14 protein-coding genes are annotated in these 14,742 nt (G+C 73.0%); 10 read left to right on the top strand and 4 right to left on the bottom strand.

Going from position 1 to position 14,742, the window contains the following annotated elements; all coding sequences use genetic code 11:
* Positions 1-57: 57 nt before the first annotated feature.
* Positions 58-291, top strand: coding sequence for a DUF6158 family protein (locus tag OG266_RS08230; protein WP_266473450.1), 234 nt, complete (start codon positions 58-60; stop codon positions 289-291).
* 29 nt (positions 292-320) lie between these two features.
* Here OG266_RS08230 and OG266_RS08225 read toward each other — a convergent pair whose 3' ends face one another.
* Positions 321-764, bottom strand: a complete 444-nt coding sequence (locus OG266_RS08225; RefSeq protein WP_371544117.1) for a CBS domain-containing protein — start codon at positions 762-764, stop codon at positions 321-323.
* Between the two features lie 295 nt (positions 765-1,059).
* Here OG266_RS08225 and OG266_RS08220 point away from each other — a divergent pair, with 295 nt between their 5' ends.
* On the top strand, positions 1,060-1,854 hold the full coding sequence (locus tag OG266_RS08220; protein ID WP_266473446.1) for an RNA polymerase sigma factor SigF: 795 nt from the start codon (positions 1,060-1,062) through the stop codon (positions 1,852-1,854).
* Between the two features lie 26 nt (positions 1,855-1,880).
* Here OG266_RS08220 and OG266_RS08215 read toward each other — a convergent pair whose 3' ends face one another.
* Positions 1,881-3,113 (bottom strand): PAS domain-containing protein, encoded by a 1,233-nt coding sequence (locus tag OG266_RS08215; protein WP_371544114.1) that lies wholly within the window; start codon positions 3,111-3,113, stop codon positions 1,881-1,883.
* A 113-nt stretch (positions 3,114-3,226) separates the two neighbouring features.
* On the opposite strand from OG266_RS08215, the gene OG266_RS08210 reads away from it, so the two are divergent.
* From OG266_RS08210 to OG266_RS08195, 4 genes are all read left to right on the top strand, one after another.
* On the top strand, positions 3,227-3,943 hold the full coding sequence (locus tag OG266_RS08210; protein WP_329544614.1) for an ANTAR domain-containing protein: 717 nt from the start codon (positions 3,227-3,229) through the stop codon (positions 3,941-3,943).
* 145 nt (positions 3,944-4,088) lie between these two features.
* On the top strand, positions 4,089-4,784 hold the full coding sequence (locus OG266_RS08205; RefSeq protein WP_371544113.1) for a hypothetical protein: 696 nt from the start codon (positions 4,089-4,091) through the stop codon (positions 4,782-4,784).
* Positions 4,785-5,085: 301 nt separating this feature from the next.
* A complete protein-coding gene (locus OG266_RS08200; protein WP_266473438.1) occupies positions 5,086-6,333 on the top strand; it encodes an aminotransferase class I/II-fold pyridoxal phosphate-dependent enzyme in 1,248 nt (415 codons plus the stop codon).
* Positions 6,330-7,418 (top strand): MBL fold metallo-hydrolase, encoded by a 1,089-nt coding sequence (locus tag OG266_RS08195; RefSeq protein ID WP_266473436.1) that lies wholly within the window; start codon positions 6,330-6,332, stop codon positions 7,416-7,418. Before OG266_RS08200 ends, OG266_RS08195 begins: the two co-directional genes overlap by 4 nt.
* 73 nt (positions 7,419-7,491) lie before the next feature.
* Here the strand turns inward: OG266_RS08195 and OG266_RS08190 are convergent, their stop codons facing one another.
* The gene (locus OG266_RS08190; RefSeq protein ID WP_266473433.1) at positions 7,492-8,115 is read right to left on the bottom strand and encodes a DedA family protein; all 624 of its coding nucleotides are present in this window, start codon (positions 8,113-8,115) and stop codon (positions 7,492-7,494) included.
* Positions 8,116-8,176: 61 nt separating this feature from the next.
* Positions 8,177-8,950, bottom strand: a complete 774-nt coding sequence (locus OG266_RS08185) for an MBL fold metallo-hydrolase (protein ID WP_266473430.1) — start codon at positions 8,948-8,950, stop codon at positions 8,177-8,179.
* Positions 8,951-9,035: 85 nt separating this feature from the next.
* Here OG266_RS08185 and OG266_RS08180 point away from each other — a divergent pair, with 85 nt between their 5' ends.
* The 4 genes from OG266_RS08180 to OG266_RS08165 all read left to right on the top strand — a co-directional run bounded on the left by OG266_RS08180 (position 9,036) and on the right by OG266_RS08165 (position 14,724).
* A complete protein-coding gene (locus OG266_RS08180) occupies positions 9,036-9,503 on the top strand; it encodes a hypothetical protein (RefSeq protein ID WP_371544112.1) in 468 nt (155 codons plus the stop codon).
* 111 nt (positions 9,504-9,614) lie between these two features.
* Positions 9,615-11,699 carry a phage holin family protein gene (locus OG266_RS08175; RefSeq protein ID WP_371544110.1) on the top strand — a complete coding sequence of 695 codons (2,085 nt, stop codon included), beginning with the start codon at positions 9,615-9,617 and terminating at the stop codon, positions 11,697-11,699.
* A gap of 129 nt (positions 11,700-11,828) precedes the next feature.
* A complete protein-coding gene (locus OG266_RS08170; protein ID WP_326719661.1) occupies positions 11,829-12,890 on the top strand; it encodes a MoxR family ATPase in 1,062 nt (353 codons plus the stop codon).
* A 28-nt stretch (positions 12,891-12,918) separates the two neighbouring features.
* Positions 12,919-14,724, top strand: coding sequence for a hypothetical protein (locus OG266_RS08165; RefSeq protein ID WP_371544109.1), 1,806 nt, complete (start codon positions 12,919-12,921; stop codon positions 14,722-14,724).
* The last annotated feature ends 18 nt before the right edge of the window (positions 14,725-14,742 follow it).

Genomic DNA, 14,742 nt, shown 5'->3' with positions numbered 1-14,742 from the left:
AGCTCGCCGGGCGGGTCTCCGGACCGCGCCGAAGGCCACGACGAGCGGGGTACCACCATGACCGGAGTCGACCCGGACCGGCTGGACGACCAGCAGCTGATGAAAGAGCTGGAGACGATCCACCGCACGCGCCACGACACGCTGCTGCACGGTTCGAACGACGCGCTGCGGACCCACAACGACCGCATGGCGCGACTGGAGGGCGAGTACCTGCGCCGTCACCCGCGCCGCCCGATCACCGCGGGCCGGACGCGTGAGGGAGCCCGCGAGCGGGGCCCTGCCGGGGAGTGACCCGAGCCTGTTGCCGAAGGCCGAACAGGTCAGCCCTCAGGGGTGGTCGGGGGCCCTTGCCACCGGTCGTGCGCGTACATCGGTGCGCTCCGCGGGCCCGGGTCCGCCGCCACCGCGAGGTCCCCGAGGCTGACCATCCCCACCGGCCTGCCGTCCTCGACGACCGGGAGCCGGTGTACCGCGTGGTCGCGCATCAGCTTCGCCGCGGCCGACACGGCCTCCTCCGGGCCGATCACCACCGGATCGCGGGTGCACACGGCCTCGGCGCTCACGGTCAGCGGATCGGCACCGTCGGCGACGGCACGCAGCGCAATGTCACGGTCGGTGAGGACCCCGATCACCCGGTGGTGGCCGACCACCAGGACACCGCCGGTGCCCTGGGCGCGCATCAGCTGCGCGGCCTCCACGAGCGAGGCGTCCGGGCGGACCGCGACGACGCCCGGAGTCATGACTTCCCTGACGAAATCTGCCATGGCTGCTTGGCCTGCCTTCCTGCGTTCTCCGGCTGCGGGGGTGCGGGTACGCCGGTGTGACGAGGCCCGGGGTACCCGTGAGCCGGGCGCCCATGCTTTGCCTTCGGCTTCCTTGCCGGGCTCTTGAGTGTTTGTTCCGCATACGCCGGGGCAGGCGCAGTATCAGTGCTTCGGACAGGAGGCACGTCCGTGGGAGCGGTGTGTCACGCGCCCCGGGTGTGCCTGTCCGGCGTACGGATGCACTCCCACGGTGACTGTCCAACCCAGGGCACCTGTAAGGGAGTTGCGACGCATCATGCGAACTCGAGCGAGCGCGAAGCGCCATCCGTACGACGACGCCCCCGACACCGCGGGGTCATTCCGCAGGCTCGCCACGCTTCCCCCCGGCCGAGAGCGCGACACACTCCGCGAGGAGATCGTCGAAGCCTGGCTGCCGATGGCCGAACGGATCGCGGGACGGTTCCGCAACCGTGGCGAGAGCTTCGACGACCTGCGCCAGGTCGCGGCACTCGGCCTGGTCAAGGCCGTTCACCGCTACGACCCCGAGCTCGGCAACGCCTTCGAGAGCTACGCCGTGCCGACCATCACCGGTGAGATCAAGCGGCACTTCCGCGATCACATGTGGACCCTGCACGTACCGCGTCGCGTCCAGGATCTGCGCAACCGCGTGCGGTCCGCGAACCAGGACCTGGCGGGGACGATCACGGGCCGCAGGCCCACCGTCGCCGAGGTCGCCGAGCACGCCCGGATGAGCGAGGAGGACGTCCGGACCGGCATGGAGGCCCTGGAGAGCTTCACCGCGCTCTCCCTCGACGCCGAGTTCCCGGGCAGCGAGGACGGCTACTCGCTCAGCGACTCCCTCGGATCGGCCGACCCGGCCCTGGACACCGTCATCGACCGCGAGGCCGTCAAGCCCCGGCTGCGCGCCCTGCCCGAGCGTGAACGCGCCATCCTCTACATGCGGTTCTTCGGCGACATGACCCAGAGCAGCATCGCCGAGGAGCTCGGCATCTCACAGATGCACGTCTCCCGGCTGATCAGCCGCTGCTGCGACCGACTGCGCGACCAGGTCATGCGCGACGCGGCCTAACAGATGCGGCCCAGTGAGCAGGGGCGCTAGTTCAACCGCGCCATCGCCAGGGCGATATGACGGGACATCATGTCCATCGCCTGCGCCTCGGCCATCGAGAACGCCAGCCGGCCGCCGCTCCTGAACAGTGTGAGGACCCCCCGCACGGGTCCGGACGCGGTGGTCAGGGGCACGCAGAGCAGCGACGTCACATTGGCGCGTACGAGGAAGGGGTCGCCCGAGGTGTCCCGGCCGAAGACGTCCGGGTCCTCGGGGCGCACCTGCAGGGCCGTGGAACCGCCGCGTGCCGCCTCGACGACGAGGGGGCACGCGGCGGGATCCTGCGCGGCCAGGGCCGCGACCACCTCGGCGTACGCCGATGGCCGCAGGCCTTCCGACGGTCCCTGGATGACCGACGGCCCGGGGGTGTCCGACAGCCCCGGGGCTCCCGGGGGTCCCGGGGCGCCCGGCGGTCCCGTGGTGTCCGACGGTCCCAGGACGGTCGTACGGGACAGGCGCGCGGCCCCGGTGTCCACCACCACCCAGTCCGCGAACCGTTCGTGAAGCACCTCGGCCGCCCGTTCGGGAACCGCGGACCGGCCCTCGCCCGGGGCGCTCAGCAGCGTCGTGGTCATGGCGTCCACCAGGTCCATCAGCACCGTGTGCCGGGTGGTCTCGGTGAGGTTCGGCGCCGGGCCCGGAGTGTTCGCGCCCGACGGCACCCGGGAATCCGCGGGCTGCAGTACGACGAGGACGGCGGACCGCGGTTCGCCGCTCGGCCGCAGCGCGGTGAGGGTCGCGCGCACGGGCGCCGAGGGCTGCTGCTGGAGGTGCACGGTGAGACTCCGGTCGCCGTCGCCGCGTGCCACCGCCGCCGCCTGCGAGCGGAACGCGGCACGGTCGGCGTGCGCGAGGAACCCGGTCAGCGGCCGGCCCGTCGCATAGCCGGCCCGGACACCGGTGAAGGAAGCCGCCGCGAAGTTCAGCCTGCGCACCACCGTCTCGCGGTCCACCAGCGCGACCGGCACCGGTACCCGCTGGAAAAGTGCCTTGAGAAGTTGCTGCTCCTGGCGGTCGGTCGAGGCGATGCCAGACGGACCGTCGGAGGACAGCCGCTGGAACCTCGGCCACAACTGGTCGGCCACATGGTCCAGTTCGAAGATGGCCGCGTCGAGCACCGTCGGAAGCTCGTCGGCGGGCACGGACCGTGCCGACTTCAACTCCGCGACACGGCGCACGAAATCCGCGAGTTCTTCACCGAATTCGTCCGTCTCCGCCATGCGATGAACGTAACCCGAACCTGAGGTTCCGGGTGCGGCGGGGGGTGGAACCCACAGAACCAGTTTTCCACGCAGGCGAGCGGGAAGGCGACGGGGAGACGAAGGAGTGAACCATGCCGGAATCCGAGCAACTCGGCCATCTGGGAACGGAATCACCCGAGTCCGCGCACCCCGGCAGGAGGCTGTCGGAACTCGTCGAGCAGGCCGCCCGCTGCACCACCGACTGCTGCGGCGCCAGCAGCATGATGGCCGAAGGCGGCCCGGAACGGCCCGCCGCGGTCACCCACCCCGATCTCGCCGGACTCGTCTCGGTGCAGCTGCGCTCCGGCGACGGACCGATCCCGGCCGCACTGGAACGCGGTGCGCCCGTCGACTCGGCGGACCTGCTCAGCGACGAGCGCTGGCCGGAGTACCGCGCCATGGCCCTCGACGCGGGCGTTCGCTCCAGCGTCACCATCCCCTTCCGGCGCTCCGGGCTGACCGTGACCCTCAGCCTCTACAGCTTCCGCCCCGGCGCCCTGGAGGACGCCCCGCACGGCCCCGCCCGCGCGCTCGGCGACCTCGCCGCGAGCTGCCTGGTCCGCGACCGCTCCTACCGGGCCGCGCTCACCGAGGTCGACCAGCTGGGTGCCGCACTGCGCTCCCGGCCCGTCGTCGACCAGGCCTGCGGCATCGTCATGCATGTGCTGGGCTGCGACGCGGACACCGCCTTCGGGGTGCTGCGCCGGATCTCCCAGGGCACCAACCGCAAACTGTCCGAGGTCGCGGCGGCCGTCGTGGACAAGCGCGGCCGCGGCCTGGAGAAGGAACTGGTCTCGCTCCACAACTGACGGTCCCGCACCGTCACCCACCCGGCGGTGCGGGTAGCGCGAATGGTGCCCGGCGGCGGGCGCCCGGCGCCCCGGCGGGCTGTGATGGGCTCCGGGGGCACGACGGCCGTGCCCCCTTCCGCGCCCCGCCGAAGGAGCCAAGACCATGCGCCGTACCGCCCGTGTCCTGTCCGCCACCGCCCTGGCCGGCATCGCCCTGGGGGCCGCCGCCTCGGCCGCGTCCGCGGATCCGGCCGCGGAGGTCACCCCGGGCTCCGTCGAGCCCGGCGGCACCGTCACCATCTCCGTCACCTGCGACGCGATCGGCGGAGCCCCGCCCGACTTCATCGACGCCATCTCGCAGGGCTTCGAGGAGGGCAAGGTCCAGCTGCGCCGGGTCGCGGGCAACGACGGGGGCCCGGGCAGCGACGGGGGCGCGGGCAACGACGAGGGCGTGGCCGCGGCGGCCGCGTACAGCGGTACGGCCCGTATCCCGCCCGGCGAGAACCCCGACTCCGGCGCCGCCGCAGTGGGCCCCGGCTCGGGCGGCTCCGACGCAGGCCCCGACGGCGGCGCCGCCGTGGGCCCCGAGAACGAGTGGGGCGTCGACGGCGTGTGCCCCGTGGCACCCGGCGGCCGCGAGAAACAGTGGACCGCCAAGTACACCGTGGCCCGTGGCACCGCCACCGCCCGCGGCACCGTGGAGCGCCCCGCCCCGGTCCAGCGCGGCGTCCGCGCCGGCGAGGGCGGCGCCTTCACCGACTCCCTCCCGGCCCTGATCGCCGGCGGCGCCCTGATCACGGGCGCGCTGGGCGCCGCCGTGTACCGCCTGCGGAACAAGGACGCGTCGGCGGACAGCTGACGCCGCGACGGACACAACCGCCCGTGAGGTGACAAGACCCCGGGTACAGAGGGACAGGGGCTCGAGCGGGACTGGACGAGATCGAGCGGAGCTGGACGAGTTATGAGACAGGAGCAGAGGAAGCTGTACGCAGACGGAGACGCCGGAACCGGGGATGGCACCGGCGGCTCGGGCTGAGCGTTACGGGCGACGGGGTCACCGGCCCTGGAGCGAAGGTCGGCAACGGACACCGGTCACCGGGCCACCTGCCCCGGCCCCGAGCACGGCACGGCACTGCACCACGGACTGCGCGGAGGCACCAATGCGGCGGACGGATCCGGAAGGGCATGGGCCCGTCCGCTACGGGCCGCCGCTTCCCGATCAGGGGCTGCCGGTGCTGCCGGAGCTGCGCGCCGTGCTCGCCGCCGCCGCGGACCGGGCCCACGCCGAGCCCTCGGGCGGCGGACCGGAGATCCTGAACGCGGCCTGCGACTACTGGTCCCGGCGCGGACTGACCACCGCACCCGACCGGGTGGCCGCCGCCCCAGGCGCCCCCGCGCTGCTCCTCGCGCTGACCGGCGCGCTCGGCGGCGACGTCCTGGTGCCGCGCCCGTGCGCCGCGTGGTGGGCGCCGCAGGCACGCCTGCTGGGAAGATCCGTGTTCCATGTGGCGACGCCCGCGGAGTGCGGCGGCGTACCGGATCCGTACGCCCTCCTGGAGACCGTGCGCAGAGTGCGCGCCGAAGGCGGCGACCCGCGGCTGCTCGTCCTCTCCGTCGCCGACGATCCCACCGCCACCGTCGCGCCCCCCGAAGTGGTCCACGAGACCGTCGAGGCCGCGGTGAGCGAGGGACTGCACATCGTCAGCGACGAGACCTGGCGCGACACCCTGCACCAGCCGCACGACACCGTGCTGCTCAGCCCCGCCGAGATGCTCCCCGGCGAGGTCACCGTCCTCACGGACCTCGCCGGCCCCTTCCTGCCGCAGGGCTGGCCCGCCGCCGTCGCCCGCTTCACCGACAACGACTCCGGTGTCCGGCTGCGCTCCCGTGTCCTCGACGTGCTCACCGTGCTCGGCGCCCGGGTCGCCGAACCGGTCGCCGCGGCGGCCGCGTACGCGCTCGGCGAGGGCGACGGGATCACCGGGCGGCTCGCGGCCTCCGTACGCCTCCACGCGCGCGTGGCCACCGCCGTGCACCACGCGGTGGTCGGCTCGGGCGCCCTCGCGCGACCTCCGCGGGCCGGCAGACACCTGTACGTGGACCTCGGCCCGCTGCGCTCCGCACTCGGCGCGCACGGGGTCGGCGACGCACAGGACCTGGAGGACTTCCTCACCGCCCGGCTCGGCCTGCCCGCGCCGGGCGGCCACCGGTTCGGCGACGAACTCGCGGCGCTCCGGGTGCGGCTGGCCACCGGGCCGCTGCTCGGCCGGACGGATGAAGAGCGGGCGGAATGCCTCACGTCACCCTCGCCGTTGGAACTGCCGCATGTGCAACGCGCGTTGGCCCTGTTGGGGTCGGCCTTCGACGATCTCCGAGATGACGCTCAGCGATGGGAGCCTCCTCGATGACGCAGCAGTCCGAGTCGACCACGAGCACGAGCAGGTCCACCACCACGACCACACAGGACGCGGACGAACCGGCGTCCTCGTCGGCCCCGGCACCGACCGGGGCCCTGTCTCCGCTCCTCCCGCTCGCCGAGCCCCGTCCGCTCGGCGAGAAGCGTGTCTGGCCGCGGACCTTCGCGGACCGGCTGACGGCGCCGCTGCCGGGGCTGCGGGCCTTCGCGCGGTTCGCCCGCGAGGGCGCGCTGCGGCCGGGGCCCGACGGTCTCGCCGACATCCCGGCGCTGCCGTTCGAACCGGGGCCGCTGCCGCAGGCGGGCGTGCACACCGTCGCCGTCTCCTGGGCGGGGCACGCGAGTTGGGTGATCCGCGTCGGCGGGCTCACCGTCCTCACCGACCCGGTCTGGTCCCGCAAGATCCTCGGCACCCCGGCCCGGATCACACCCGTCGGCGTGGCCTGGAGCGCGCTGCCGCGCGTCGACGCGGTCGTCATCAGCCACAACCACTACGACCACCTGGACGCGCCGACCCTGCGCCGGCTCCCGCGCGACACACCGGTGTTCGTACCGGCGGGCCTCGCGCGCTGGTTCAGGCGTCGCCGGTTCACCCAGGTCACCGAGCTGGACTGGTGGGAAGCGGCCGAACTGGGCGGCGTCCGCTTCGACTTCGTGCCTGCCCATCACTGGTCCAAGCGCAGCCTCACCGACACCTGCCGCACCCTCTGGGGCGGCTGGGTCCTCACCGCCTCCGACGGACAGCGCGTGTACTTCGCGGGCGACACGGGGTACGGCCACTGGTTCGCCCAGATCGGGCTGCGCTACCCGGGCATCGACCTCGCGCTGCTTCCCATCGGTGCGTATGACCCCCGGTGGTGGCTGAGTGACGTCCACTGCGACCCGGACGAGGCCGTTCGAGCCGCCGTCGATCTGGGGGCCCGGCGGATGGCGCCCATGCACTGGGGCACCTTCGTTCTCTCCGCCGAGCCGGTTCTCGAACCGCTGACCCGGGTCCGGGCGGCCTGGGAGAAGGCGGGGTTGGATCGGGAGGACCTTTGGGATCTGCCGGTGGGGGGGTCCCGGGTTCTGGGGTGATTCCGGTTGTTGGGTGACTGCGGGCTGTTCTGGGTTGCTCGCGCAGTTCCCCGCGCCCCCATAGGGCTACGCCCTACTGGGGGGCCGTTCTGCGCATCCGGCGCCACACACTCGGCGCCAGGCTGATCACCACCGTCAGGACCACCGCCGCCACCACACCCTCCCAGGGCTCGTTGAAGAGGGAGCCGCCGAGGATGCCGATGAGCTGGTAGGTCACCGCCCAGGCCAGGCAGGCGGGGATGTCGCCGCGGGCGAAGGTGCGCAGGGGCATCTTCGCCAGCAGGCAGGCGAGCATCACCGGAATGCGGCCGGCCGGGACGAGGCGCGAGAGGACGAGTACGGCGATGCCGTGGTCGCCGAGTTTCTCCTGCGCCCGGGTGAGGCGGTCCTCGGGGGCGCGGGCGCGGAGGGCCTCCAGCCAGCGCGAGCCGTTCTTGGAGCGCATCCCGCGCTGCCCCAGCCAGTACAGCGAGACGTCGCCGAGGAACGCCGCGAGCGCCGCCACCACGAAGACCAGCAGCAGCGCGAACGGCGCCGTCTGATGAAAGGCCACCACGGCCGCCGAACTCACCAGCGCACCCGTCGGCACCACCGGCACCAGCGCGCCGATCAGTACCAGCAGGAAGAGCGTCGGATACCCGATCGCCTGCTGCGTGGACTCCGGCGCCGTGGTCGAGGCCGCGGCCAGGAAACTCACCGGACCACCGCCGGACACACGGACAGGCTCGCGGCCCCTGAGACCGCGGCGGAAAGGGGCGTCACTTCGCGACCTCCGGCCGTACGCTCTCGCCGTGTCCGAGCCGGTGCACCGCGACCTGAGGCGCGCGCTCGGCGGCGAGGCGCACGAACTCCTCACCCGGCGCGTGGAATTCATGGGGGCGCACAGCGTCCATTCCGATCGGCCAGTACGTGCCGTAGTGCACCGGCACAGCGCTCCGGGGCATCAGCCGGGCGAGCGCCTCTGCCGCGCGCCCCGCGTCCAGATGTTCTTCCCCGAGATACGGCCCCCATCCGCCGACCGGCAACAGAGCCACATCGACCGGCCCGACCTCCTCGGCCATCGAGTCGAACAGCCCGGTGTCCCCGGCGAAGTACGTGCGGGCCTCGCCCTCGACCACGAACCCCAGGGCGGGCGCCCGGTGCGGACCGAGCGGCAGCCGCCGCCCGTCATGGCGCGCCGACACGGTGCGTACGACCAGGGCGCCGACGTCCGTCCGGTCGCCGGGCGCCACCTCGGTGAGCCGCAGATGGTCCAGCCTGCGCAGCGCGGGCACCGCACGCGGCGCGCCCCGGGGCACGAGCACGCGTGTGCCCGGCGCGAGCCGCGCCAGCGAGGGCAGATGCAGATGGTCGGAGTGCAGATGCGAGACCAGCGCGACGTCGGCCACCGCCGCCTCGGGAGGGGGCGGCGCCCCGCGCCTGCGCCGGAGGTGCGCGAGCCGGCGCGCGAAGAGCGGGTCCGTGAGCACGCGTGTGCCGGAGTCCTCCAGCGTGCAGGTGGCGTGCCCCCACCAGGTGATCTCCACCGGCACTTCTTTGCCTCCCTCGCGCGACTCCCCCCGAGCCTACGGGCAGGAGTATGGTCGGCGGACGAAACCCGGAGGTGAGGGGGACGCCATGGGAGAAGCGCGCGGTGCCACCGGCACCCACGCCCTCAGGTGCCCGCCCGGCCCGCAGGGGCCGACATCGCTGCGCGTCACGGCGATCGCGAGCCTGACGCCCCTGGAGGAACTGGACGCGGACCCCTTCCTGGTGGACTCCCGCAGCCAGCACGCGATGTGCGCCCGCTGGGCCGCCGAACACGGCTATGTCGTCACACGGGAACTCCTCGTACGAGGACTGCGCCCCGACCACCGCACCCTGTGGGCCGATGTCGAGGCGGGCCTCGTCGACTTATTCGTCGCGCCCAGCCACCGCGTCCTGGAGCGCGCCCTCGCCTCCGTCGACGAGTTCACCGCCGAGTGCGTACGCCGTGGCGTACGGGTCGAGACGGTCGGCTGCGCGGAACCCTCGTACGACGCCCAGATGAAGGCCCGGGTCCACCGCCGCCTGTCGATGCCGACCGCGGGGTACGACGGCCGCTGAGCCGCTGACCTGGAACTGTGACCGGGGGACAACCGGCTCCGCCCACCCGTTGTGACAGGGTGGGAGCAGGCCTCGCGGACCGGGCGGGCCGGGACGTGAGGTGGACAGGGCGTGGGTGGAGGGCGTTGGCGGCGGGTCCTCAGCGGGGTGTGGCGGAGTATCGTGGTGTGGGCCGTGTCCACGGTCACGATGCTCGTTCTCGCCGGTGTGCTGCCCGACTTCAAGCTGCAGTCGGAGACCGGTGACAGCGCCACGCGGATCGGCGTCACTGCGGGGGTCGGCGCGGCCGTCTTCGGTCTGTTGTCCTCGCTGGTGTGGCCGCTGCTCGTAAGGGCGCTGCTCCTGGTGCCCGCGCTCGTGCTCGGGCTGCTCGTCTTCTTCCTCAACGGGTCCCTGCTGCTGATCGCCCTGCGGATCAACCCCTCCGGGCAGGGCGAGGCCGCCCCCGAGACCGCGGTGGTCGTCGCCGCCGTGATGTCCGCCGTCGCCTCGGCCACCGGTGGTGCCCTCGCCGTACGGGACGACGACGCCTACCGGCGCAGGTTGTACCGGCTCGCCGACCGGCGCCGCAGGCGCGCCCCCGGGCAGGCCGGCCCATCGACCCCCGGCGCCGTCTTCCTCCAGCTCGACGGCGTGGGCCACGAGGTACTGGAGGAGGCGGTCGGCAAGGGACTCATGCCGACCGTGGCCCAGTGGCTGGGCGGCGGCGGGGCAAGAGCGCGACCCACTCACCGGCTCACCGCCTGGCGCACCGACTGGTCCAGCCAGACCGGCGCCAGCCAGCTCGGCATCCTGCACGGCAGCAACCACGACGTCCCGGCCTTCCGGTGGTACGAGAAGGACAGCCACGAGGTCATGGTCTGCAACCGGCCCAGCAGCGCCGCCGAACTCCAGCGCCGGGCCATCGAGTACACCGGCGACGGAGGACTGCTCACCGTCGACGGCGCCAGCCGCGGCAACCTCTTCAGCGGCGGCGCCGACCAGCTGGCCCTCGTGCTGTCCATGGCAGCGAGAAGGGGGAAGGAGAACCGCGACCGGGCGGGTTACTTCACGTACTTCATCGACCCCGCCAACGCCGTCCGCACCGCCATGTCCTTCGTCGCCGAGGTCTTCCGGGAGATCGGGCAGTCCACCCGGTGCCGTGCCAGGAAGCAGCGGCCGCGCGTCAAACGCGGCGGGCTGTACCCCTTCATCCGCGCCTTCGCGACCGTCATCGAGCGTGACGTCGTCGTCGCCGCGGTGATCGGCGACATGCTCGCCGGGCGCAACTCGGTCTACGCGGACCTGGTGGCGTACGACGAAGTGGCACACCACTCCGGCCCGCGCGGCCGGGACACCGAGAAGGTCCTGGCGCGCCTCGACCGCTCGCTCGCGCTGATAGCGAAGGTCGCCGAGCACGCGCCCAGGCCCTACCGGATCGTGCTGCTCTCCGACCACGGCCAGAGCCCCGGCGAGACCTTCCTGACCCGCTACGGGCTCAGCCTCGGCAACCTCGTCCGGGCCGGCTGCGGGCTGCCCGTGCCGCGCAAGGCCCGGCGCACCCACAGCGGCGCCGAGGCCCGGGCGGCGGTGCGGGCGGCGCTGCGCAGGCCCGTCGAGGAGGGCGGCGAGCAGCACCGGCCCGCGCGCCGCTCCGAGCCCATCGTGCTGGCCTCCGGGAACCTCGGACTCGTCTCCTTCCCCGACGTGCCGCACCGGATGAGCCGCGAGGAGATCGACCGGCGCCATCCCGCGCTGCTCTCCACGCTCGCCAACCATCCCGGCGTCGGCTTCGTGCTCGTACGCAGCGAGGAGCACGGCGGGCTCGTCCTCGGCGCGCACGGAGCGGAGGTTCCGGTGGACGAGCTCGACGACGAACACCCGGGCCCGCTGGCCGACTTCGGCCCCGGCGCCGCCGACGCCGTACGGCGGACGCACTCCTTCCCGCACGTCGCCGACATCATGGTCAACTCCTGGTACGACCCCGAGGAGGGCGAAGTCCTCGCCTTCGAGGAGCAGATCGGCTCGCACGGCGGACTCGGCGGCGCCCAGGGACGGCCATTCCTGCTGTCGCCCCTCGCGCTGTCCGCGCCGGTCGAGGACGGCGCCGAACTGGTCGGCGCGGAGCAGGTGCACCACGTACTGCGGCGGTGGCTGGGCGAGTGCGACGGGCCTCAAGTGCCGGTGACGGCACGGTCGGACGAGCGGGCCGCGTAGTCACGCGCCAGGGGCACGCGCCTGGGCGCGCCGGAAAATGGGCTGCGGTAGGCGGCTCCCGCGCACACACTGGCCGCATCGGACACCGCACACCTGCGCGTCCTACCCGAACGCCCCTGGAGTCCCTGCGTGCAGGCAGCCGTCACCGTCACTCCCGCCCGGATACCCGAGCTGCTGCTCGGTCTCGCGACCGTTCGGCCGGTCTTCCTCTGGGGCGCTCCCGGCATCGGAAAGTCCTCCCTGGTAAGGGAGTTCGCCGAGTCGCTCGGCCTGGAGTGCGTGAGCCTGCTCGGTACCCAGCTCGCGCCCGAGGACCTCATCGGCGTGCCGCAGATCCGCGACGGGCGCTCGGTGTTCTGCCCACCGGAGGCGATCGCCCGCGACGAGCCGTACTGCCTGTTCCTGGACGAGCTGAACGCGGCGACGCCGGACGTCCAGAAGGCGTTCTACTCGCTCATCCTGGACCGCCGTATCGGCAACTACGAACTGCCGCAGGGCTCGATCGTGATCGGCGCGGGCAACCGCGCCACGGACAACGCGCTGGCCCGGCCGATCGCCTCCGCGCTGATCAACCGCCTCGCCCATGTGCACCTCGAGGCGTCCCCGAAGGACTGGCTGGTGTGGGCCGCCGCCAACGACATCCACCCGTGGATCCTGGACCACCTCACCGACCGCCCCGACCACCTGTGGTCCAAGCCGCCCAAGACGGAGGAGCCCTTCTCCACGCCCCGCTCCTGGCACATGCTCTCCGACGCACTGCGCTCCTTCGGCCCGGACCTCGACGAGGACACCCTGAAGGTGATCGCGCACGGCACGCTGACTCCCGCGCACGCGGTCGCCTTCTGCGGCTACGTCAAGATCGTGCGCAGCCGCTTCGGCATCGAGGCCATCATCAAGGGCGAGGCCCGCTGGCCCAGCCGCATGGAGGACCGCGACCTGCTCTACTACCTCGCCGAGTCCTTCCGCGGCCGGCTCGTCAAGGAGCTGCCCGCCAGCAAGGAGCACACCTCGGAGCACGGGCGGCAGACCGCGTTCCGCGCCAAGTCGCTCCTCGTCCAGCTCGCCGAGATCTCCGTCGAGGTCGCCCAGAGCGTCATCGCGTCCGACGCCGACGGCAATCCCGTACTGCCCGCCTGGTTCCTGGTGGAGGCGGCGCGGGACATGCCGCGTCTGGTGGAGGCGCGGCGATGAACCTCACCTGCGAGGCGGAGGCGCTGCGATGAGCCGCAAGCGCAAGCAGGGCGACAAGGAGAAGCCGGACCCGGCCGCCGAAGCCTTCGCCGAGGGGATGCGGCTGGTGCGGGCCAACCGCGCCCTTGCCGCCATCGGGTTCAGCACCTGCCGTCAGAAGGACTGCGCTGCCGGGCCCCGTGACGGCCTCGTCCGCGTCGACTCCAGTGGAGTTCTGCATGTGCACCCCACCCGCCGCGCCGAGCCCGCCGAATGGGCCTGGGCAGCCGCGCACGCCATCATCCACCTCGGCTTCGGCCATGTCCCGGCGGCGACCGGCGAACGGGTGCAGCCCGACCGCTTCGACCTCGCCGCCCGCTGCGCCGTGGTCAACCGCTTCCTGCTCGGCTTCCCGGTCGGCCTGACCCCCGAGGACCTGCCGGAGTCCTACCCCGCCGGCGACGAGGAGCAGCTCGCCGCGCGCTGGCGCCGCGACGGGATTCCGGCGGCGTACGAGCGGTGCGGCACGGCGGGCGGTGAACCGGACCAGCTCCTCGTGACCTGGCACACCTGGAGTGGCGGCACCGCGCCCGACTGGCAGCTCGCCTTCGCGCACGCGCTGACCCGGACCATGGCCGCGGCGATGGACATGGCGGGTGGCCGCCGCGCCTCCATGCGCGGCGGACCCACCCGGCTGCAGCCCTGGGAGAAGGCGCTGAGCTGGTTCGTGTCCTCCTACCCGCTCCTCGGCGGCATCGCGGCCGGCATCACCGTCGTCGCCGACGCCGAACTCGCCCGCGCCCACGGCATTTCCATCGCCGCGGTGAACGCGGAGGCCGCCGAGATCTACATCAACCCGCTGCGCGAATTCGACGACGAGGAATGGCGGTTCGTCCTCGCCCACGAAATGCTGCACGCCGCCCTGCGCCACAGCGACCGCTGCGGCACCCGCGACCCGTACCTCTTCAACATCGCCGCGGACTACGTCATCAACGGCTGGCTGAACGAGATGCACGTCGGCGCGATGCCCGAAGGGCTGCTGTACGACGTGGAGTTGAGGGATCTGTCGGCGGAGGAGGTGTACGACAGGATCGCGACGGACCTGCGCCGGATGCGCCGCCTGTCCACACTGCGCGGCAAGGGCGTCGGCGACATGCTCGGCGGCCCGCTCGGCTCGCCTCGCGACTACGTCGACCTCGACGAGTTCTACCGCCGGGGCCTCGGCCAGGGACTTGACCTGCACCAGCGGCAGGAGCGCGGTTTCCTGCCCGGCGGCCTGGTCGAGGAGATCCGCGCGCTCAGCCATCCACCGCTGGCCTGGGACGCCCAACTGGCCCGCTGGTTTGACGAGTTCGTGCCCCGCCCCGAGCCCCTGCGGACGTACGCGCGCCCCTCGCGCCGCCAGGCGGCGACCCCCGACATCCCGCGCGCGGGCCGCTACTTCCCGCCCGAGGAGATCGCCCGCTGCACCTTCGGCGTGGTCCTCGACACCTCCGCGTCCATGGACCGCACGCTGCTCGGCAAGGCGCTGGGCGCGATCGCCTCGTACGCCGAGGCCCGTGACGTACCGGCCGCGCGCGTCGTCTTCTGCGACGCCGCCCCGCACGACGCGGGCTATCTGCCGGTGACGGAGATCGCCGGACGGGTACGGGTGCGTGGGCGCGGCGGTACGGTCCTGCAGCCGGGCGTCGACCTGCTGCACCGCGCGGACGACTTCCCGCCGGGCGCGCCCATGCTGGTGATCACGGACGGCTGGTGCGACGTCCTGCGGGTGCGGCGCGAGCACGCGTACCTGATTCCGCAGGGCGCGCGGCTGCCGTTCACCGCGCGGGGGCCGGTGTTCCGGGTGAGTTGAGCGGGCGCGGCCCCATCA

Origin of the sequence: Streptomyces sp. NBC_00554 (genome assembly GCF_041431135.1) — a bacterium.
In the GTDB taxonomy this organism is placed as follows: domain Bacteria; phylum Actinomycetota; class Actinomycetes; order Streptomycetales; family Streptomycetaceae; genus Streptomyces.
Note: the sequence above shows the minus strand (reverse complement) of the source record. Positions and strands in the feature narration are given on the sequence as shown.

What these genes read in the sequence shown, in the direction of transcription:
- OG266_RS08195 (WP_266473436.1), top strand. Translation starts at nt 6,330, where the DNA reads ATGACGCAGCAGTCCGAGTCGACCACGAGCACGAGCAGGTCCACCACC.
- OG266_RS08205 (WP_371544113.1), top strand. Translation starts at nt 4,089, where the DNA reads ATGCGCCGTACCGCCCGTGTCCTGTCCGCCACCGCCCTGGCCGGCATC.
- OG266_RS08165 (WP_371544109.1), top strand. Translation starts at nt 12,919, where the DNA reads ATGAGCCGCAAGCGCAAGCAGGGCGACAAGGAGAAGCCGGACCCGGCC.
- OG266_RS08200 (WP_266473438.1), top strand. Translation starts at nt 5,086, where the DNA reads ATGCGGCGGACGGATCCGGAAGGGCATGGGCCCGTCCGCTACGGGCCG.
- OG266_RS08210 (WP_329544614.1), top strand. Translation starts at nt 3,227, where the DNA reads ATGCCGGAATCCGAGCAACTCGGCCATCTGGGAACGGAATCACCCGAG.
- OG266_RS08215 (WP_371544114.1), bottom strand. Translation starts at nt 3,113, where the DNA reads ATGGCGGAGACGGACGAATTCGGTGAAGAACTCGCGGATTTCGTGCGC.
- OG266_RS08180 (WP_371544112.1), top strand. Translation starts at nt 9,036, where the DNA reads ATGGGAGAAGCGCGCGGTGCCACCGGCACCCACGCCCTCAGGTGCCCG.
- OG266_RS08225 (WP_371544117.1), bottom strand. Translation starts at nt 764, where the DNA reads ATGGCAGATTTCGTCAGGGAAGTCATGACTCCGGGCGTCGTCGCGGTC.
- OG266_RS08220 (WP_266473446.1), top strand. Translation starts at nt 1,060, where the DNA reads ATGCGAACTCGAGCGAGCGCGAAGCGCCATCCGTACGACGACGCCCCC.
- OG266_RS08230 (WP_266473450.1), top strand. Translation starts at nt 58, where the DNA reads ATGACCGGAGTCGACCCGGACCGGCTGGACGACCAGCAGCTGATGAAA.